The organism is Pseudorhodoplanes sp., assembly GCF_059499825.1.
In genome coordinates this window covers 44068-61238 of the sequence record NZ_JCABZI010000002.1, presented here as the reverse complement: position 1 = coordinate 61238, position 17171 = coordinate 44068, and the positions used below count along the sequence as shown (strand labels likewise).

Below are 17171 nucleotides of genomic sequence, written 5' to 3'. Positions count from 1 at the left end.
CAACCTTTATGTGTTAGCCTCGAACGATCGGAAGCGAGACGTATCCATGGCGCATTATCAGGTCAGGCCGGCAACCACCGTCGGCAAGCTCGACCCGGTCTGGACGAAAGTCCGCGAGGAGGCCGACGCAATCGTGCGCGCCGAGCCGGCGCTGGCGACCTTCATCTATTCGACCATCCTGCATCACGACACGCTGGAAGCGGCGGTGGTGCATCGCGCCTCCGAGCGGCTCGACCATCAGGACGTATCGGGCGAGATGATCCGCCAGGCTTATGCCGATGCGCTGGAGGACGAGCCCTCGATCGGCGACGCATTCCGCGCCGACATCGTCGCCACCATCGACCGCGATCCGGCGACCGACCGCTTCATCGAGCCGGTGCTGTATTACAAAGGCTTCCACGCCATCGTCACGCATCGTCTCGCGCATTGGCTCTACGGCAAGGGCCGCAAGGATTTCGCGCTCTACCTTCAGAGCCGCTCGTCCGCCGTCTTCCAGTGCGACATTCATCCGGCGGCAAAGATCGGACGCGGCATTTTCGTCGACCACGCGACCGGCATCGTGATCGGCGAAACCGCCGTGGTCGATGACGATGTGTCGATGCTGCACGGTGTCACGCTTGGCGGTACCGGCAAGGAAGACGGCGACCGCCATCCGAAAATCCGGCGCGGCGTGCTGATCGGAGCCGGTGCGAAAATCCTCGGTAACATCGAAGTCGGACATTGCGCGCGCATCGCGTCAGGGTCGGTGGTGATCAAGCCGGTGCCGAACAATGTGACGGTTGCGGGCGTTCCGGCGCGCGTGGTCGGCACCGCCGGCTGCGCCGAGCCGTCGCGCCGCATGGACATGCTGTTCGAAGTCGGCAGCTAAGACCCCGTGAATTTACGGCTTTGCGTCCGGCCGCAGCCTGACGTATTGAGCATTCGATTGCGTGGGCTGAGTGCCTGCGTTTGAAAACATGCAGGTGAGGCGATCGTGGACGTCCAGGAAATCAAGAAGATCGACGCGTATCTGAAGCGGTTGTTTGACAACCCGAAGATCCGCGTGGTGCCGCGTCCCAAGAAGGACGATTCCGCCGAAGTCTATATCGGCGAGGAATTCATCGGCGTGCTGTTCGTCGACGATGAGGACGACGACAAGTCCTATAATTTCCAGATGGCGATCCTGGAGACGGATCTGGAGCCGTAAGGCCGCGCCGCCTGCGAAATCGGCATCCTGGAAGAATATTCTAAAGTGCCGATTTTCAATGCTCGTAGAACATCGGAAGCTCGCGGCTGAGCGAGCGATGCTCGGCGAGCTCGGACATCGATCCGGCTTGCGAGCGTTATGATGTCCGGAGTTGTGCTCCCACGAGCTGCCGGATCAGCTTCTCCAGGCCCTCCGACACCGTCTGCCACTCGGACAACCATGCGCGCGGGAAGCGGGCGGTGACATCGGCCTGGTCGATCCGCCGCTCGTACAAGCACATGCCGATGGCGGAGCCGGTCGCGCTGTCGCGCGTGCAGCGGACCATGAAGCGTCCGGGATTGCGGTCGCTGTAGATGATGTCTTCGCCCTGATAGGGCGTTCCGTCACGGAACGGCCGGAGCGTGAGCGCATCCGGCGTGGTCGAGATGCTCGGCTCCAGATAGCGCGGGTAGATGGTGTTGAACCGCTCCAGCGGGGGCAGGGTGTTGCCGAACGCGGCGATGGTTACGAACACCCGGTCGATCGCGTGCGGCGATGAGACGGGACCGGTCTTCACGGCGGGATCTGGCGGCGTAAGCGACGGCCACAGGAACACGACATCGACGCGCTCCTGCGTTCCCGGCTTGCGCTGGACCTTGTTGCGGATCGCTGCGGGCGGGATGTTGAAATTGACGCCGTTCACGGTGATCGGGAGCGTCGGCGCGTCGACCGTCAGATCGGCGGCGGGCCAGCGCGGCCACAGGATATAGGTCACCCAGCTGCCGGCCGCGATCACGCCGGCCACGAAGATGGCGATCGGCAGCCACAGCAAGCCGCGGGGACGGCGCTGGCGCCGCTTTTTGCGGGTTTGCGGGTAGGGCGCGGGATGGGTCTGCGTCATCGCCATGACGGCTCTCCGGGCGGCGCTGGTGCGAATCACCCGAGTATAGGGGCAGCGCCCGGACCGGCCCCACGATATGAATTTACCGGCGTTTACCCTTTCTTAACGAAGCGCTGGCGTCCGGCGGCACCGTTTGTCACATGATTCGTTGAGAAACGCCGGGAGTTAAGGATCGTGTCCGCGGGCTCGTTGCATTCGCTTTATGTTCTGGTGCTGGGCTTTTCGGTGGCCGGCGCGCTTGCCACCGGCTACCAGCTTCTGACGGCGCGGCCTGCCTCCTTCAATATCTTCGGAGATGGAACCGGCGCCGCGGCGGCGGCGCATGTGCCGTTCCTGGTCTTCGCCGCGCCCTTCATCATTCTTCGCGATGCGATCGTGCTGCGCCGGCCGGGGAGCGAAAACTTCTTTCCCGCGATGGTGGCGACGGTGGTCGCAGGCTGCTGGAGCCTGTTGTCCGGAAAATTCGTTATTGTCGCGATTGCGGCGCTCGGACTGAACTGAGCGCTCATTCTCGAAAGTGCGACCATGCCGATCTATGAACTCGACGGGCAGGCCCCGGAATTTCCGGCCGACAAGAAATACTGGGTCGCCGAGACCGCCGTGCTGATCGGAAAGGTGCGGCTGAAGACCGATGCGAGCGTCTGGTTCGGCGCGGTGCTGCGTGGCGACAATGAGTGGATCGAACTCGGGCTGCGTTCGCAAATCCAGGACAACGCGACGCTCCACACCGATCCCGGCTTTCCAATCACCATCGGCGAGGATTGCGTGATCGGTCACAAGGTCATGCTGCATGGCTGCACCGTCGGCAACAACAGCTTGATCGGCATGGGCGCGATCGTCCTGAACGGCGCGCGCATCGGTAACAATTCGCTGGTCGGTGCCGGCGCGCTGGTCACCGAGGGAAAATCGTTTCCGGACAATTCGCTGATCGTTGGATCGCCGGCCCGCGTGATCCGCACGCTCGACGACAAGGCGACCGCGCAGATCCGTGCCGGCGCCGACATCTATGTCCAGCGTTCGCGCGAATATGCCAAAGGGCTGAAGCGGGTCGGCTGATTGCAGCCTGTCCTGCGGCCGCTTTCCAGCCCGGCAGGGTTAACGAGTCCTGACCGCGATCGCCGCCGTTTCGGGATGGCAATTTATATCGAGTTAGAACGATCGCGGTTACGGTGCGCTCAACTTATCGAGGCGCCCCATGGCCGAACGACGAAAAACCGAACGAACGCGCGCTCTCTTCGCCGGAACGGTGAAAGCCGGATTTGGCCGCGGGCTGGAATGCACCATCCGCAATGTATCGGAGGAGGGCGCCTGCCTGGTCTTCGCGAACCGGCGCACGGCATTGCCGGAGGAATTCTCGCTGGCCGTTGCGTCCGATCAGTCGCGACGCCGCTGTCAAATGGTGTGGCAATCCGCCTACCGGGTCGGAATTCGCTTCGCGACCGGGGGCTGACATGGTCGAACGCCGCAGAGCGCAGCGAATGAAGACGCTGAAAACCGGCGCCGTCAGCTTCGGCGTGGTGGCGATCGTCGATTGCACCATCCGCAACATGTCGAGCGCAGGCGCCTGTCTCGAATTTCCCTGCCGGCCGATCCTACCCAGGGATTTTTCCATGGTGATCAAGCCGGAATATATCCGCCGCGCGTGCCGGGTCGCCTGGCAGGCCGGTAGCCGCGTCGGCGTCGAGTTCATGCGCCGGCGCTGAAAGCGCGTCCCGCCATCCCGGTTCGAGCATTTACCCGCATTCGTCGCCGGCCGGTCGTGCCGGCGGGCGCGGGAATCTTGGAAAATGGCGTCATGCTCTCCCGCTGAAAACTAGCCGCACCTCCCGCTAAGAGCCTGCCGTTGAGATGCAAGATTGCATCCGCAGTGATCGCGACGGAATGAGCGGCCAGACAGGCGGGATAGATTTTCAGCAGCCTATTTGTGGCAAACGCCTTCTAGCGGTTGTGTGCCCAAGCGCAGAAGCGTGCGAGCCATTTCCACCGGATCCCCGTCATCGGATACTCTTCTGTTTCAGTATCGTAGACGGCCCAAGGGGCGCACCAGTCAGCAAAGCGGTCGTTCCACGATCCGGTGTCGCCGTCCTCGTCGGTGCCCACGACCACGTAACGCTTGCTCATTCATCCTCTCCGCTGGCCGCCGCCTCGCGCCAAATCTCGCGTTCTGCATTGGTCAACTTTTCCCATGGCGGGAACGGGTAGCAGGGGAATTCGGCGCTGTTCGGCGTCTGCGCGATTATCGAGTCGCGATCCTTGCGCGCTTGTTCTGCCTCGACCTTCGCAGGCGGCACAGCGGGCCTCAGGCTATTGGCATGACGCTTGATCGCGGTGTCTTCGATCTTCTTGGCAAAGTCGAAAACGCTGCCGCGACTGTAGGCGATCGCGAACCATGTCCAGACCATGTGCCAGTGGCCCGGCTCGGGCCTGAGAAACCTCAAGCGCCATACAAATGGCTGGCCGTATTCAAGAGTAATCACACGCAACCCTCCCGTGCGGGAAATTTTCATAGCCGCAACCGGTGGTAAAATCATGCTTAAAATCCAACAGTTGGGTGCGCATTTCGTCGCAGCCAGTGGTATCGAAATGGAGGTGTCCGCTCGCATTGGAGAGAAGCCGCGCGAGAATTGCATCGCGGTTGCGGTTGGGTATGAGGTCCACCGTCTTTCCGTAGCGGTGCTGAGATGGGTGTCCCGACCCCGCAATCACGACGCGAGGCACGCAGACCGTCCCATGTCGGACTCGCCCGCACCCTGGATCGGCTTATCGGCATTTTGGAGCGTGGCGCGCTCCGCCAAAAAAGTAAGGCCGGCGCTTCGGGGAGAAGGCCGGGCGCGGCAACCGGTCTCGGGCGGCATCATTTGCGTTTCAGGCGATCCCCTGATCGCGCGGACGCGGTGGACGATAGGTTCTGGACGCGGGAGAGCTTCCGTTAGGTCGTTGCGGCTGCGATGATCGAGGCAGCGTCGCGACGGAGCTCCGGATGAATGTATTGTGCTTTGCACCGGGCGGTGCGGCTCGACAACCTTCGCGAAGGCGTGCTCGCACATCAGCAATTTCACCGCTGCACATGAAAGCCGCATCGCGACAAACGGTGCCGCCCGTCTGAATTATCCGGCGAGACACATCGAGGTCGACAATCGCCTGAGCTGGTTTCTCGGGCGGCTGGATCGCGCATTCGGCCGGGATGCGTTCTATGTGCATCTGAGCCGAAACCGAAGGGAGGTCGCCGAAAGTTTCGCCGCAACGGTCATTAGCCGCGCCTGCTGCCGCGGGTCCGTGGCAGCTTCTGCGATTCCCGCGTTCGCGCGTGGCGCGCTCCGCCAAAAAAAGGTGCGGCCGGCTCTTGGGGGGAGAGCCGGCCGCCACGAGCCCGGTCTGGGACGGGGAGGGGTGGGGACGTGACCGGGATCGTGTGTTCGCTATTCTCTGGTTCCCTGAGCTCTAATCGATTGAGCTAGCGTGAGGTTGCGGTCGAGAGCGTCGGTCGCGGGTCGCCGAGCGAAATCCACACATTCTGATCATGCTGGGACTGGCGCTTGACGAAACGGTAATCGGTATCCGACCAGAGCAGGATGTCGGGATGCTGGTTGTCGAGAATGAACTCGCCCTTGTCGGTCTTCACGGTGAGCACCGCATGGCCATCGCCGTTGCGCTCGCGCACCACAGTGATCAGCAGCGCCTCGCGCGGCCAGCCAGCCTTGATCAGCATGCGGCGCTTCAGCAGCACATAATCCTCGCAATCGCCGCGGCCGGTGTCGGGATAGGACCACTTCTCGACCACGCCCCACTGATCCATGTCGGTGATCGGCTTGATCGTGTCGTTGACCCATTTGTTGACGCGCACGAGATCCTTCCAGGCCTTGGTGGTCAGCACGACATCGCGCGGCATCGACGGTGCGACGTTGCATTCACGGCGGTTCTCTGCGCAGAACTCGATCCATCCGATCGGAGCACGCGATGACTCGCCGGTGGAAACAAAAAGCGCGTGGGGGCTTGCCGAAGCCGCGCTGGCGAATACAATGACGCAGCCAGCCGCTGCAATCCGTACGCTGTTGCGTATGTTGAGCAGAACTCGTTGCACCGCGTGACCCCTTCCCTTCTTGTTGGGTCACACTTCGCACAAAGCTTTTGTCGTGCCGCTAAGTCGCGTGTTCGCATTTGAATCGAAAGCGACTAAACAGCGCGACGAATTTGAACCTCACTTGAATCGCATTTATCTAAAATTTGAATCGATCGCTCCGGCGCGCGCAATGCGGTTGCCTGCGGCGCGGTACGGTTTGCCTGAATTCCAAAGATGAAATGCGCGTTTCGCGGGATCGCGAACGGACGGAATGGCCTGCAATTGTGGGGCAAGGTTGCGCCGATGCCGCGCGGGCATACGGGCCGGGCAGGCCGGAAACGGCGTTTATCCGCTGTTGACGCTTTCTTCCAGAAAGTCCGGGTGCTGGTGGCGCACGAACTCGATGGCAAAGCCTTCGTCCAGATGACGGACGACGCGGCCCTGTACCTTTCCGACCGTGACGAGCGCGCCGAGCGGGGGGCGCTGGTCGGTCGCGACCGCAGCACCCGACAGCGACACGTCGATCAGCCGGCATCCGATATTCACACCGTTTGGCAGGATCAGCATCGTCATCGGATTGCGCGGGGCGAAGCGTCCGTGACGGCGGTCTTCGGGAGAGTCGAGCAGGTGGCGGTTGGCGAGCCAGGTCAGCTGGGCGGCGAGCTTGTCGCGCTTGCGCGAGGTGGCGGCGATGGTGGAGGCGAAGCCGTTGTCGAAATGCCGGGTGCAAACGCCCTCGAGCCGGCCGACATGGTCGATATAGGCAATCACCCGTTCGCCGATCTGCGGGAATGTCGGCGCGAACACCGCCATTCCGCCGGGTGACATGTTCACCACCTGGCAAGGATATTCGCGCCGGTCTGACAGCATGTAACGGCCAAGCAGATTGACTTTCACACGCTGGAAGCGGCGGCGCTCTTCGCTGTGTGGAAGAATGCGCTGATTTACCTGAGCCAGATTGCCGAAAATTGCTGCCATGACGCGCTGATCAGTCTGCACGCCGCGCGATTGCACGCGGCGGTTAAAACCTATTCGGGCGGCGTTAACGCGGGGTTAGCCTTGAAAAAAACGTGAAATGCGGCTCGCAGCGGCCGGATAGAAGACAAAACCCCGTCCGCGCAACGGCGCGTCGCGGCCAGGGATCGTTGTTGCGGCGCCGGCCGCGTTGGTGAAACGCAACTCGCCGAGTTGCAGCGACTGGACCGGACGCGTGCCGAGCCAGTAGGGCGGTGCGGCGACGGTGAGGCCACCAAGGACGCGGCCCGCGGCGCCATCGCTGCCGGCAAGCGGCAACAGGATCATCTCGATGCCGACGGTCTCCGCCGCTTCATTGCGACCGGTCACGCCCGCGACGACCCCTTCCATGTCCTGGGTGACCGTCTGCAGCAAGTCGCGGATCGCGCGCTGGTCGTCGATGCCCCAGAGGGTCTCGAAAGGTTTCCGCGTCAGTTCCGATCCGAACAGCGCGCAGACCTCGGTTCCCGCGATCCTAAACGGATGGCCCTGTTTCGGATCGAAGGCCAGAACGAAGGTATTGGCCAGGCATGAGCGGATCGCGCCGGGCTCGATATCGCTGCGTTCGGGCGCCGGGCGCGTGCCACGCAGCGCGTCCCAATACTCGAACAAGGCCCGGGTGGCGTCCTGCTTCATCGCGCTGGTGTGCCGTTGCTGCGCTACCGGACGCTGGTCTGTTCCGAAGCGGGACAGATTGCGGCCCGGAAATTGCCGATGAGAGCAAGGTTGCAGGACGCGTGCCTGCCGCCGGGCCGGCGCGTTAGCCTTAACCGGAGCTTGCGCTTGGCGGACGTCGCCACGCTGTTAGGGTTGCTGCGAACCAGACGGCAGGCTCTCGAGCCTCAAGAATCAGACGAGGGGACGTGACCGGTACCGAAAGGTCCGACAGCGTCCGGGACAGCGGATGGGGAGGGCCAAAAGCTCTCCCCATCGCATTTTTGCGACGGGTCCCGCCGATTTTCTCCCCTGACTCCGATTTGACTTGAAGTCGCGAGGCGGGCGGGCGAGGAGGGCGCCGGACAATATCAGCCCATGCATCCCGTCAGCGCCCGCGAACCGATCTTCAACGTCCCGACCGTACTCGTTGCGACGCTCGGCGTCCTGGTGGCGATCCACCTGCTGCGCTCGTTCCTGTCGCAGGCGGCCGATATCGAGATCCTGTTGCTGTTCGCGTTCATTCCGGCGCGCTACGACAGCAATATCCTCGCCAATGCGGCGTGGCCCGGAGGCGTCGCCGCCGATGTCTGGACCTTCGTCAGCTATGCGCTGCTCCATGCAGACTGGATGCATCTGCTATTCAATTCGGTATGGCTGCTTGCTTTCGGCACGCCACTGGCGCGCCGGTTCGGCGCGGCGCGGTTTCTGGCCTTCTGCGCGGTGACGGCGGCTGCGGGCGCACTGGCGCATCTCATGACCCATTTCGGTCAGATGATTCCGATGGTCGGCGCTTCCGGTGCTATCTCCGGAACCATGTCGGGCGCCATGCGCTTCGCGTTTCAGCGCGGCGGGCCGCTTTCATTCGGCGGTTCTGCGCATTCGTATCGGGTGCCGGCGTTGTCGCTGGTCGATTCGTTTCGCGATCCGCGCGTGCTTGCGTTTCTCGCGGTGTGGTTCGGCCTCAATCTCCTCTTCGGCCTTGGCGCAGTCTCGCTGACCGGTAACGAGCAACCTGTTGCATGGCAGGCCCATGTCGGCGGGTTTGTGGCCGGACTTGTTCTTTTCAGCTGGTTCGATCCGGTCGGACCGGCACCGGAACGCAACGATCGCTACGCTGCCTGATGCGTTGCAGCACGTTTGGCGCTGGCTAATGTGTCAACGCCGTGGAACACTCGACCGCATCGTATGGTTGAGATGCGAATGCACGGGGCTTCCCGTTGCGGGAATGCCGTGCTTCCTAGGGAGGCGCATATGATCGTGAAATCGATCCTCTCCGCCAAAGGCCGCGATGTGGCAACGATCGCACCAACGGCGACGCTGGCGGAGGCTACCAAGGTTCTTGCGGAACGGAAGATCGGCGCTCTGGTCGTAACCGGTGCGGGCGGCCGTATTACCGGAATCGTTTCGGAGCGCGACATGGTCCGCGCCTTTGCCCAGCACGGCGCCGCGGCGTTTCAGCTTCCCCTGACCGACGTGATGACCCGCAAGGTGCAGACCTGCACGCCGACCGATACGGTCTCGATGCTGATGGAGCAGATGACCGCCGGAAAATTCAGGCATCTGCCGGTGATGGATGACGACAGGCTCGTCGGCATCATCTCGATCGGCGACGTGGTCAAGTATCGCCTGACCGAGCTTGAATTCGAAAAGGACGCAATGCGCGATTACATCCAGACTGCGTAGCCCGCGGTCCGATCGGGACGCGTTATCGCCGCTCAGGTAAGGGCGGCGAGCGCATCCTCGATATCGGGGAGCGATCGTTCAGCGGCCTGGACGCCGATCTCGATCGCTTCTTTGGCGCGATGAAAGTCGAACAATCCGATCTTGCCGCAGCGTGGTGAGATCATGACGTCAGGCGGGTCGCCGGCGAGGCGTGACCGCGTCACACGATCCTGCATGATGTTGAACGAATCCACCATGATGCTGGCGATGTTCGGGCTGCTCCGGCCGCCGATCAATTGCCGCTTGAGCAGGAATTCAGGACTGAGGAAGCGTCCCAGCCCGGCCGGGCGCTCCCGCATCTCGGTCAGAATCCGGGCGTCGTCCGCGTCCGGACCGTGATCCGAAATCGTGCCGCCGCGTCCTAGCATGTCGGAATTCAGGTTGACCGCGATCACCAGCCGCGCGCCGAGCGCACGCGCCGCCGATACCGGCACCGGATTGACCAGCGCGCCATCCACCAGCCAGCGGCCACCGAGGCGCACCGGCGTGAACAGACCGGGCAGGGCATAGGATGCGCGCGCGGCATCGGCGACCCGCCCGCGCGTCAGCCAGATTTCGTGGCCGGTGCCCAGCTCGGTCGCAATGCAGGCGCAGCGTTTCGGAAGATCTTCGAGCAGCGCGCCGCCGAATGTGTCCTCGAGACGCTGCGCCAGCCGATTGCCGGAAATCAGGCCCGAGCCGCCGAGACTGACATCGAGATAGCCGAGCACGCCGCGCGTCGTTAGTCCGCGCGCCCATTGATCAAAGGCATCGAGCTTGCCAGCGGCATGACACGCGCCGACCACGGCGCCGATCGAGGTGCCGACCACGACATCGGGCTTGATGCCATGTTTCGCCAGGATCTGCAGAACACCGATATGGACGAAGCCGCGCGCGATTCCGCCGCCCAACGCAAGACCGATGCTCGGTCTGGGTGGCACCGCTTTCTCCGCATCTGCTTCCGCCGTGCGGTCACCGTTCATGGCGCGCCGGATCAGGTCCTGCAGCAAGGTTGGTTCCTTTTCCCGATGATTGCGGCATCGCCGGGCCGAGACAAGAGCGCGCGGAAAAAATTGCGGCTGTGCGACTCATCACATCAGGGCGTCGACGGTCGCACCATCTGAAACTCGCTTTCGACCACGGCATAGTTGCGATAGCCGTTGCGGGCGATCGGCTTCATGGCGGCGGTGTCGAGCCGCCCGTCACGGATGAAGCGATCGTCGATATGCACGCCGACCACCTGACCGAAGACCACATGGGTGTCGAGATCGCGTCCGTCGATATCCGCGAGCGGCAGGATCTGCAGCAACACACATTCGAGCGCGCAGGGTGACGCCGCCACGCGTGGCGGCCTGACGATCCGCGATGGCGCGGCGGCGAGTCCGGCGTCCTTCATCTCGTCGACACCGCGCGGCATCGGCGCCGAAGTCCGGTCCATCGCCTCGCGCAGGTCCCAGGTGGCGAGATTGCAAACGAACTCGCGGGTCTCGCGGATGAAGGCGAACGAATCCTTCTGTCCCTCGCTGGAGAACATCACGACCGGGGGTCGGCTGGAGACGCCATTGAAGAACGAATAGGGCGCGAGATTGATCGCGCCGCCGGCGCTCATCGAAGTGATCCAGCCGATCGGGCGCGGCGCCACGACCGCCTTGAACGGATCGTGCGGCAGACCGTGATCGTTCTTGCGCGCGTCGTAGAACATCGCTCAGCCGCCAAAGCGGGTCACGATCTCCGACAGCGGCGGACGCGGGCGATCCTCCGGCGGCCGCGACGGCTTGCCGATATGCACGAAACCGGCAATGCGCTCGCCATCCGCAAGCCCCATCGCCTTCAGGACACGCGGGTCGTAGGCGTACCACTCGGTAATCCAGTTGGCGGCATAGCCGAGCGCATGGGCGGCGGTGACCAGGTTCATGGTGGCGGCACCGGCGGACAGGACCTGTTCCCATTCCGGAATCTTGGCATGCGCCGCCGCCCGGCTGACCACGGCGATCACCAGCGGCGCGCGCGCCAGGCGGTTGCGCTCGAAGGCGATCTGGTCGGGGGTCGCGTCCGGGCGGTCCGACCGGAAGATATCAGCGATCGATTCGCCGATGAGGTTGCGGGAATCGCCCTCGAACAGGATGAAGCGCCAGGGCGCCAGTTTGCCATGATCCGGGACGCGCGAGGCGATGGTCAGGATCGTGTCGATTTCGGATTGTGTGGGGGCAGGGCCGTTCAGCTCGATCGGCTTGACGGAGCGGCGTGTCGTGAGCAGGGAGAGGGCATCGGTCATGCCGTTGCCGCTACCACAGGCCGCATGGCGGCACAAATGCCCGCGGGTCCCGAGCAGGCTTGAATTCGCCGCGATTTCCGCTGAAAACAACCGCATGAGGGCGTTGGGAACAATGGCGGCGCGGGCAGGCTCAGGCACGGCATTCGCCGTCGCTTTGCTTGTTGCGAGCGTCTGGTCGGGCGTCTGGCCGGCTTCGGCGCAGCCATTCACCAGCGGTGGCTCGGCGCCGATCGGCGTGCCCTCGGCCTCCGCCGCACCCGGCGAACCGCAGAGTCTGGCGCCACCCGGTGCCAGCCTGGTCGCGCCCGGTTCCGACGTGTTGCGTCCACCGGCGCCGATTCCGCTACCGGTCGCGCCGCTGGTGGCGCCCGAGAAAATCGAGCGGCCGCCGGCACTGGCGATCCCGTCTCCCGCTCCGGCATTGGCACCTGTCGCACCGCCCGGGCAGGTCGCGCTCAATCTGAGTGCGCGCTTTGGCAGCGATATGCCGCAGGTGCCCGGTGGAATCCTCTGGCGCGTTTTCCCCGACAGGGCAGATGCCGCAGGCGTGATCCGGCCGATCCGCGAAGACAAGTCTGCCGCGCCCACCATCTTGCTGCCGCCGGGCGGCTACATCGTTCACGCCAGCATGGGCCACGCGCATACGCTGAAGAAGGTGCAGTTGCGTTCCGAGGCCGTGCGAGAGGTGTTCGACATCCCGGCCGGCGGCATCCGCATCGAGGGCAAGGTCGGCGATGCGCGCATTCCGGCGTCGCAAATCCATTTCGATGTCTACAAGGGCAGCCAGTTCGAGACCGGAGACAAGCGTCCGCTCACCCAGAACGTGTTGACCGGCGAAGTGATGCTGGTGCCGGAAGGCACCTATCATATCATTTCGCATTACGGCGACGGCAACGCGGTGGTGCGTTCCGATATCCGCGTGCAGGCCGCGCGCGTCACCGACGTGACCGTCAATCATCGCGCCGCGATCGTCACACTCAAGCTGGTGTCGGGCAATGGCGGCGAGGCGCTGGCCAATACGCAATGGTCGGTGCTGACGCCCGGCGGCGACGTCATCAAGGAATCGATCGGTGCCTTCCCGCGCGTGGTTCTGGCGGAGGGCGACTATCGCGTGATCGCGCGCAACGAGGGGCGCTCGTTCCAGCATGACTTCAACGTTGTCCCTGGCGTCGATCGCGAAATCGAGGTGATCGCGCGGTGACGGCGTTGCGCCGGACGCCCTGACGGCGGCGCCATTCGGAGGCGATCTTGCATCGTCCGCTCGCTCTTTGTGTCACGCTTGTGCTGCTGGCGCTTGCAGGTCCTGGCTCAGGGACCGCTTTTGCCGATGGCCCGCGCGCCGACGACATCGCCCGGATGAAGGCGGAGTACCGGCGTCCGCCGGCACGGGCCATCGAGAACGCCGCGCTGGTCGATCTTGGCCGCGACCTGTTCTTCGACCCCATCATTTCGGCGACGGGCAAGACGTCCTGCGCGACGTGCCACCGGCCGGAACTCGGCTGGGCCGCGAATGAGCCGCGCAGCATCGCCGATTCCGGACGTCCGACCCAGCGCAAGACCCAGACTTTGCTCGGGATCGGTCACGCCCGGCCGCCCTTCGACTGGGACGGGCGCCATGCGACGCTGGAGGCGCAGGCTGTGTCGTCGATCGGCACCGGTTCGATGTCGATGTTCGCGACCCCGAACGAAGTGAAGGTGGACGATATTGTTTCGCGTCTCCGCAGCAACAATCGCTATGTGGCGCAATTCGCAAAGGCTTTGCCGGGAGCGCCGATTAATCTCGACAATGTTGTGATCGCGCTCGCTGCATTCCAACGCAGTATCGAGCCGGGCCAGGCGCCGTTCGACCGCTGGATCGAGGGCGACGAGACCGCCATCCCTGAAGCGGCGAAGCGCGGCTTCGTCCTGTTCCACACCGAGGCCGCCTGCGCCGGCTGCCATCACGGCTGGCGCTTCACCGACGATGCCTTTCACGACGTCGGGACCAGTACGACCGACCCGGGCCGCGGACGCGAGTTGAAGCACGACCCGAGGATGCAATTCGCGTTCAAGACGCCGACGCTGCGGTCGGTGGCGCTGCGCGCACCCTATCTGCATGACGGCAGCGCCGCGACCTTGCGCGATGTCGTCGATCTTTACGTGAAGGGCGGCATCGACCGGCCAAGCCGTTCGCCGATGATCAATCCGTTCGAACTGACGGAGCAGGAGCGCGACGATCTGGTCGCATTCATGCAGACGCTGACGGGGGAGGACGGGGCGAAGTAACTAGACGGCGGTCCAGCCGCCGTCGCTTTTGCTCAGACGGCGGTCCACCCGCCGTCATGGGCGATCAGTTGCCCGGTCACATAGGCCGAGGCGTCGCTGGCGAGATAGATCACCAGTCCCTGCAATTCCTTGGCTGCACCGCGTCGGCCCATCGGGGTGCCGGCGGCGATGGCCTGTTCGAAGCGCTGCTTGTTTTCGTCGCTCCAGTCCGCCTTGAAATGATCGGCAAGACGGGTGCCCGCGCCCTGCCAGCCCGGGGCGATGGCATTGGCGCGAATATTGTCGGCGCCGTATTCGGCCGCGATCTGCTTCGTCATGCCGATGAGACCGGCCTTGGTGGCTGCATAGGCCACGCCCGATACCGGCATGCCCGGATAGAAGCCGCCGATCCCGATCAGCGATGCGACATTGATGATCGAGCCCGAGCGCGCCTGCAGCATCAGCGGGATGACCGCGCGCGCGACCAGGAACGGCCCGGTCAGGTTCACGTCGACCACCCGCCGCCAGTCTGCGAACTCGACCTCATGCAGCCGTTTCGGATAGGGCGCGACCCCCGCATTGTTGACCAGCACGTCGAGCTTGCCATGCGACGACTGCACCGCGCGGCCGAGATGGGCGACCTCGCTCTCGTTTGCGACATCGAACACGATGCGCGAGGCCTTGCCGCCGGTCGAGTGAATGATCGAGACGGTTTCGGTGACCCAGCCCTTGTCGCGATCGGCGCAGATCACGTCGCAGCCGGCGGCCGCGAGGCCGAACGCCATTTCGCGGCCAAGCCCGGACCCCGCGCCGGTGACCAGCGCCACTTTGCCATCGAGCTTGAACAGCTCCAGCGACATCAGGCCGCCTTCGCCAAGCGTGCGCGCCGGAGATCCGGCGGCAGGGCCTCCTCGGCCAGCATGGCGAGCGCCTGATCGAGCGGCATGATCTGCTGGCCCTCCTTGCCGAGCCGGCGGATCGAGACCGTGCCTTCCGCGGCCTCCTTCTTGCCGACCACCAGCAGGACCGGAACCTTGGCGAGCGAATGTTCGCGCACCTTGTAGTTGATCTTCTCGTTGCGAAGATCGGTCGAGACCCGCAAGCCGAGCGCCGTCGCCGCCTTCATCGCCTCGTGGGCGTAATCGTCGGCATCCGACACGATGGTGCAAATCACCGCCTGCTTGGGCGCGAGCCACAGCGGCAGGTGACCGGCATAATGCTCCAGCACCACGCCGAGGAAGCGCTCCATCGAGCCGCAGATCGCGCGGTGGATCATCACCGGGATCTGCTTGGATCCATCGGGCGCGATATAGAAGGCCTCGAACCGCTCCGGCAGGTTGAAGTCGACCTGCGTCGTGCCGCATTGCCAGTCGCGACCTATTGCATCTCGCAAAACGTATTCGAATTTGGGCCCGTAGAACGCGCCTTCGCCCGGATTGATCGCGGTCCTGATCTTCTGGTTGCCGCTGCGCGCTTCGATCTGCTTCAGCACGTCCTGCATGATCGCTTCGGCATGATCCCACGCCTCATCGGAGCCAACGCGCTGTTCGGGGCGGGTGGAGAGCTTCACCGTCATCTCGCCCTCGAAGCCGAAATCGGCATAGGTCGAGAGGATCAGGTCGTTGATCTTCAGGCATTCCTCGGCCATCTGCTCGGGCGTGCAGAAGACATGCGCGTCATCCTGGGTGAAGGCACGCACCCGCATCAGCCCGTGCAGGGCGCCGGACGGCTCGTAGCGATGCACCAGTCCGAACTCGGCCATCCGCAACGGCAATTCGCGATACGAACGCAGGCCGTGCTTGAAGATCTGGATATGGCCGGGGCAGTTCATCGGCTTGATCGCGAACACGCGCTCGTCCTCGGTGTGATCGCCGGCCGATTTCGCCATGAACATGTTTTCGCGGAACCAGCCCCAATGGCCGGAGGTCTCCCACAGCGACTTGTCGAGCAATTGCGGCGCGTTCACTTCCGCATAATCGCCCTTCAGGCGACGGCGCATATAGGCGACGATTTCCTGGAACATCGTCCAGCCGGCGGGATGCCAGAACACCGTGCCGGGACCTTCCTCCTGGAAGTGGAACAGGTCCATCTCGCGGCCGAGCTTGCGATGGTCCCGCTTCTCGGCTTCCTCCATGCGATGCAAGTAATCGTCGAGTTCGTCCTGTTTGGCGAATGCGGTGCCGTAGATGCGCGACAGCATCTCGCGGTTTGAATCGCCCCGCCAATAGGCGCCCGCGACCTTCATCAGCTTGAAGGCGTTGCCGATCTTTCCGGTCGAGGTCATGTGCGGGCCGCGACACAGATCGAACCACTCGCCCTGCTTGTAGATCTTGAGCTGCTGATCTTCGGGAATGGCGTCGATCAGTTCGACCTTGAAGTTCTCGCCCTTGTCCCGGAACACGCGCTTGGCCTCGTCGCGCGTCCAGACCTCCCTGGTGAAGGGTTTGTCGCGCGCGATGATCTCGCGCATCTTCTTTTCGATCGTGCCGAGGTCTTCCGGCGTGAACGGCTGGTTACGGGCGAAGTCGTAGTAGAAGCCGTTCTCGATCACCGGACCGATGGTGACCTGGGTGCCCGGCCACAAGGCCTGCACCGCCTCGGCGAGCACATGCGCGCAATCGTGCCGGATCAGTTCCAGCGCACGCGGGTCTTCCCTGTTCAGAAACTCGATCCTGGCGTCGGCGGTGATCGGGTCGGCGAGGTCGGTCACCACCCCGTCGAGGGCCATTGCGACCGTGCGTTTGAGCAGCGAGGGCGAAATGCCCTTGGCAATATCGGCGCCGGAAATGCCGGCGGGAAACTCCCGGCGGGCGCCGTCGGGAAAGGTCAGCGCGACCATGATGTCAGCTCCTGTTGCTCACTCCCGCGAACGAGCGCGGGTAAGCGGATGTCGGTCAGGCATATAGCAAAGGGTGAGGGAAGGGCAATCGGCTTGGTAGCGCAGCTCGCGGTCCTCAGCGAAATCGCGGCGAATGGGCTCGTTCCAAACGAGGGTCGCGGCGGAGACCAGGCACGTAACCGTACGTTCCCGACTTCGACCGGAGGACTTGCGGAAGCGCTCCTTCGCTGTTGCCGCGATGCGGCGCGCCAGGCTACCGATACCACCGAAGACCCAGCTCCTGCGCGTCGCGGACAACCGCGCCACTCTACCGCC

At 63.9% G+C, this 17171-nt stretch carries 21 protein-coding genes; 10 read left to right on the top strand and 11 right to left on the bottom strand.

Going from position 1 to position 17171, the window contains the following annotated elements:
• Positions 1-46: 46 nt before the first annotated feature.
• Positions 47-868, top strand: coding sequence for a serine O-acetyltransferase (cysE, locus tag AC5I5I_RS03635; protein ID WP_495969988.1), 822 nt, complete (start codon positions 47-49; stop codon positions 866-868).
• Between the two features lie 105 nt (positions 869-973).
• Complete coding sequence (locus AC5I5I_RS03630) at positions 974-1186, top strand: DUF3126 family protein (RefSeq protein ID WP_495969986.1); 213 nt, start codon at positions 974-976, stop codon at positions 1184-1186.
• A 136-nt stretch (positions 1187-1322) separates the two neighbouring features.
• Here AC5I5I_RS03630 and AC5I5I_RS03625 read toward each other — a convergent pair whose 3' ends face one another.
• Positions 1323-2072, bottom strand: a complete 750-nt coding sequence (locus AC5I5I_RS03625) for a hypothetical protein (protein WP_495969985.1) — start codon at positions 2070-2072, stop codon at positions 1323-1325.
• Positions 2073-2240: 168 nt separating this feature from the next.
• Here AC5I5I_RS03625 and AC5I5I_RS03620 point away from each other — a divergent pair, with 168 nt between their 5' ends.
• The 4 genes from AC5I5I_RS03620 (at position 2241) to AC5I5I_RS03605 (ending at position 3769) form a co-directional block, all read left to right on the top strand.
• Positions 2241-2567, top strand: coding sequence for a DUF6949 family protein (locus tag AC5I5I_RS03620; RefSeq protein WP_495969983.1), 327 nt, complete (start codon positions 2241-2243; stop codon positions 2565-2567).
• Between the two features lie 24 nt (positions 2568-2591).
• On the top strand, positions 2592-3122 hold the full coding sequence (locus tag AC5I5I_RS03615) for a gamma carbonic anhydrase family protein (RefSeq protein WP_495969981.1): 531 nt from the start codon (positions 2592-2594) through the stop codon (positions 3120-3122).
• A gap of 139 nt (positions 3123-3261) precedes the next feature.
• The gene (locus AC5I5I_RS03610) at positions 3262-3516 is read left to right on the top strand and encodes a PilZ domain-containing protein (RefSeq protein WP_495969979.1); all 255 of its coding nucleotides are present in this window, start codon (positions 3262-3264) and stop codon (positions 3514-3516) included.
• A gap of 1 nt (position 3517) precedes the next feature.
• On the top strand, positions 3518-3769 hold the full coding sequence (locus AC5I5I_RS03605) for a PilZ domain-containing protein (RefSeq protein ID WP_495969977.1): 252 nt from the start codon (positions 3518-3520) through the stop codon (positions 3767-3769).
• 235 nt (positions 3770-4004) lie between these two features.
• Here the strand turns inward: AC5I5I_RS03605 and AC5I5I_RS03600 are convergent, their stop codons facing one another.
• The 5 genes from AC5I5I_RS03600 to AC5I5I_RS03580 all read right to left on the bottom strand — a co-directional run bounded on the left by AC5I5I_RS03600 (position 4005) and on the right by AC5I5I_RS03580 (position 7776).
• Positions 4005-4187: a hypothetical protein gene (locus AC5I5I_RS03600; RefSeq protein WP_495969975.1), complete on the bottom strand. Its 183-nt coding sequence runs from the start codon at positions 4185-4187 to the stop codon at positions 4005-4007.
• Positions 4184-4597 carry a hypothetical protein gene (locus AC5I5I_RS03595; RefSeq protein ID WP_495969973.1) on the bottom strand — a complete coding sequence of 138 codons (414 nt, stop codon included), beginning with the start codon at positions 4595-4597 and terminating at the stop codon, positions 4184-4186. Before AC5I5I_RS03595 ends, AC5I5I_RS03600 begins: the two co-directional genes overlap by 4 nt.
• A gap of 923 nt (positions 4598-5520) precedes the next feature.
• Positions 5521-6135, bottom strand: coding sequence for a transglutaminase-like cysteine peptidase (locus AC5I5I_RS03590; RefSeq protein WP_495971118.1), 615 nt, complete (start codon positions 6133-6135; stop codon positions 5521-5523).
• A gap of 336 nt (positions 6136-6471) precedes the next feature.
• Positions 6472-7104, bottom strand: coding sequence for a PilZ domain-containing protein (locus AC5I5I_RS03585; RefSeq protein ID WP_495969971.1), 633 nt, complete (start codon positions 7102-7104; stop codon positions 6472-6474).
• Between the two features lie 75 nt (positions 7105-7179).
• A complete protein-coding gene (locus AC5I5I_RS03580) occupies positions 7180-7776 on the bottom strand; it encodes a PAS domain-containing protein (protein WP_495969969.1) in 597 nt (198 codons plus the stop codon).
• A 396-nt stretch (positions 7777-8172) separates the two neighbouring features.
• On the opposite strand from AC5I5I_RS03580, the gene AC5I5I_RS03575 reads away from it, so the two are divergent.
• The gene (locus AC5I5I_RS03575; RefSeq protein ID WP_495969967.1) at positions 8173-8919 is read left to right on the top strand and encodes a rhomboid family intramembrane serine protease; all 747 of its coding nucleotides are present in this window, start codon (positions 8173-8175) and stop codon (positions 8917-8919) included.
• 129 nt (positions 8920-9048) lie between these two features.
• The gene (locus tag AC5I5I_RS03570) at positions 9049-9480 is read left to right on the top strand and encodes a CBS domain-containing protein (protein ID WP_495969965.1); all 432 of its coding nucleotides are present in this window, start codon (positions 9049-9051) and stop codon (positions 9478-9480) included.
• 32 nt (positions 9481-9512) lie between these two features.
• Here AC5I5I_RS03570 and AC5I5I_RS03565 read toward each other — a convergent pair whose 3' ends face one another.
• From AC5I5I_RS03565 to AC5I5I_RS03555, 3 genes are all read right to left on the bottom strand, one after another.
• Positions 9513-10508: a patatin-like phospholipase family protein gene (locus AC5I5I_RS03565; protein ID WP_495969963.1), complete on the bottom strand. Its 996-nt coding sequence runs from the start codon at positions 10506-10508 to the stop codon at positions 9513-9515.
• An 86-nt stretch (positions 10509-10594) separates the two neighbouring features.
• Positions 10595-11200 carry a flavin reductase family protein gene (locus AC5I5I_RS03560; protein WP_495969961.1) on the bottom strand — a complete coding sequence of 202 codons (606 nt, stop codon included), beginning with the start codon at positions 11198-11200 and terminating at the stop codon, positions 10595-10597.
• A gap of 3 nt (positions 11201-11203) precedes the next feature.
• Complete coding sequence (locus AC5I5I_RS03555) at positions 11204-11773, bottom strand: nitroreductase family protein (RefSeq protein WP_495969959.1); 570 nt, start codon at positions 11771-11773, stop codon at positions 11204-11206.
• A gap of 112 nt (positions 11774-11885) precedes the next feature.
• On the opposite strand from AC5I5I_RS03555, the gene AC5I5I_RS03550 reads away from it, so the two are divergent.
• Together AC5I5I_RS03550 and AC5I5I_RS03545 are read left to right on the top strand one after the other, a co-directional pair.
• On the top strand, positions 11886-12974 hold the full coding sequence (locus tag AC5I5I_RS03550) for an RgsD C-terminal domain-containing protein (RefSeq protein ID WP_495969957.1): 1089 nt from the start codon (positions 11886-11888) through the stop codon (positions 12972-12974).
• A gap of 47 nt (positions 12975-13021) precedes the next feature.
• Positions 13022-14038 (top strand): cytochrome-c peroxidase, encoded by a 1017-nt coding sequence (locus AC5I5I_RS03545; RefSeq protein WP_495969955.1) that lies wholly within the window; start codon positions 13022-13024, stop codon positions 14036-14038.
• A 32-nt stretch (positions 14039-14070) separates the two neighbouring features.
• Here the strand turns inward: AC5I5I_RS03545 and AC5I5I_RS03540 are convergent, their stop codons facing one another.
• The gene (locus AC5I5I_RS03540; RefSeq protein WP_495969953.1) at positions 14071-14877 is read right to left on the bottom strand and encodes an SDR family NAD(P)-dependent oxidoreductase; all 807 of its coding nucleotides are present in this window, start codon (positions 14875-14877) and stop codon (positions 14071-14073) included.
• Positions 14877-16856: a threonine--tRNA ligase gene (thrS, locus tag AC5I5I_RS03535; protein WP_495969951.1), complete on the bottom strand. Its 1980-nt coding sequence runs from the start codon at positions 16854-16856 to the stop codon at positions 14877-14879. Before thrS ends, AC5I5I_RS03540 begins: the two co-directional genes overlap by 1 nt.
• Between the last annotated feature and the right edge of the window lie 315 nt (positions 16857-17171).

Bases quoted from the DNA above. Each gene is read 5' to 3' on its own strand.
- cysE (WP_495969988.1), top strand. From the start codon at position 47: ATGGCGCATTATCAGGTCAGGCCGGCAACCACCGTCGGCAAGCTCGAC.
- AC5I5I_RS03625 (WP_495969985.1), bottom strand. From the start codon at position 2,072: ATGGCGATGACGCAGACCCATCCCGCGCCCTACCCGCAAACCCGCAAA.
- AC5I5I_RS03615 (WP_495969981.1), top strand. From the start codon at position 2,592: ATGCCGATCTATGAACTCGACGGGCAGGCCCCGGAATTTCCGGCCGAC.
- AC5I5I_RS03610 (WP_495969979.1), top strand. From the start codon at position 3,262: ATGGCCGAACGACGAAAAACCGAACGAACGCGCGCTCTCTTCGCCGGA.
- AC5I5I_RS03605 (WP_495969977.1), top strand. From the start codon at position 3,518: ATGGTCGAACGCCGCAGAGCGCAGCGAATGAAGACGCTGAAAACCGGC.
- AC5I5I_RS03600 (WP_495969975.1), bottom strand. From the start codon at position 4,187: ATGAGCAAGCGTTACGTGGTCGTGGGCACCGACGAGGACGGCGACACC.
- AC5I5I_RS03595 (WP_495969973.1), bottom strand. From the start codon at position 4,597: ATGATTTTACCACCGGTTGCGGCTATGAAAATTTCCCGCACGGGAGGG.
- AC5I5I_RS03585 (WP_495969971.1), bottom strand. From the start codon at position 7,104: ATGGCAGCAATTTTCGGCAATCTGGCTCAGGTAAATCAGCGCATTCTT.
- AC5I5I_RS03580 (WP_495969969.1), bottom strand. From the start codon at position 7,776: ATGAAGCAGGACGCCACCCGGGCCTTGTTCGAGTATTGGGACGCGCTG.
- AC5I5I_RS03575 (WP_495969967.1), top strand. From the start codon at position 8,173: ATGCATCCCGTCAGCGCCCGCGAACCGATCTTCAACGTCCCGACCGTA.
- AC5I5I_RS03570 (WP_495969965.1), top strand. From the start codon at position 9,049: ATGATCGTGAAATCGATCCTCTCCGCCAAAGGCCGCGATGTGGCAACG.
- AC5I5I_RS03560 (WP_495969961.1), bottom strand. From the start codon at position 11,200: ATGTTCTACGACGCGCGCAAGAACGATCACGGTCTGCCGCACGATCCG.
- AC5I5I_RS03555 (WP_495969959.1), bottom strand. From the start codon at position 11,773: ATGACCGATGCCCTCTCCCTGCTCACGACACGCCGCTCCGTCAAGCCG.
- AC5I5I_RS03550 (WP_495969957.1), top strand. From the start codon at position 11,886: ATGGCGGCGCGGGCAGGCTCAGGCACGGCATTCGCCGTCGCTTTGCTT.
- AC5I5I_RS03540 (WP_495969953.1), bottom strand. From the start codon at position 14,877: ATGTCGCTGGAGCTGTTCAAGCTCGATGGCAAAGTGGCGCTGGTCACC.
- thrS (WP_495969951.1), bottom strand. From the start codon at position 16,856: ATGGTCGCGCTGACCTTTCCCGACGGCGCCCGCCGGGAGTTTCCCGCC.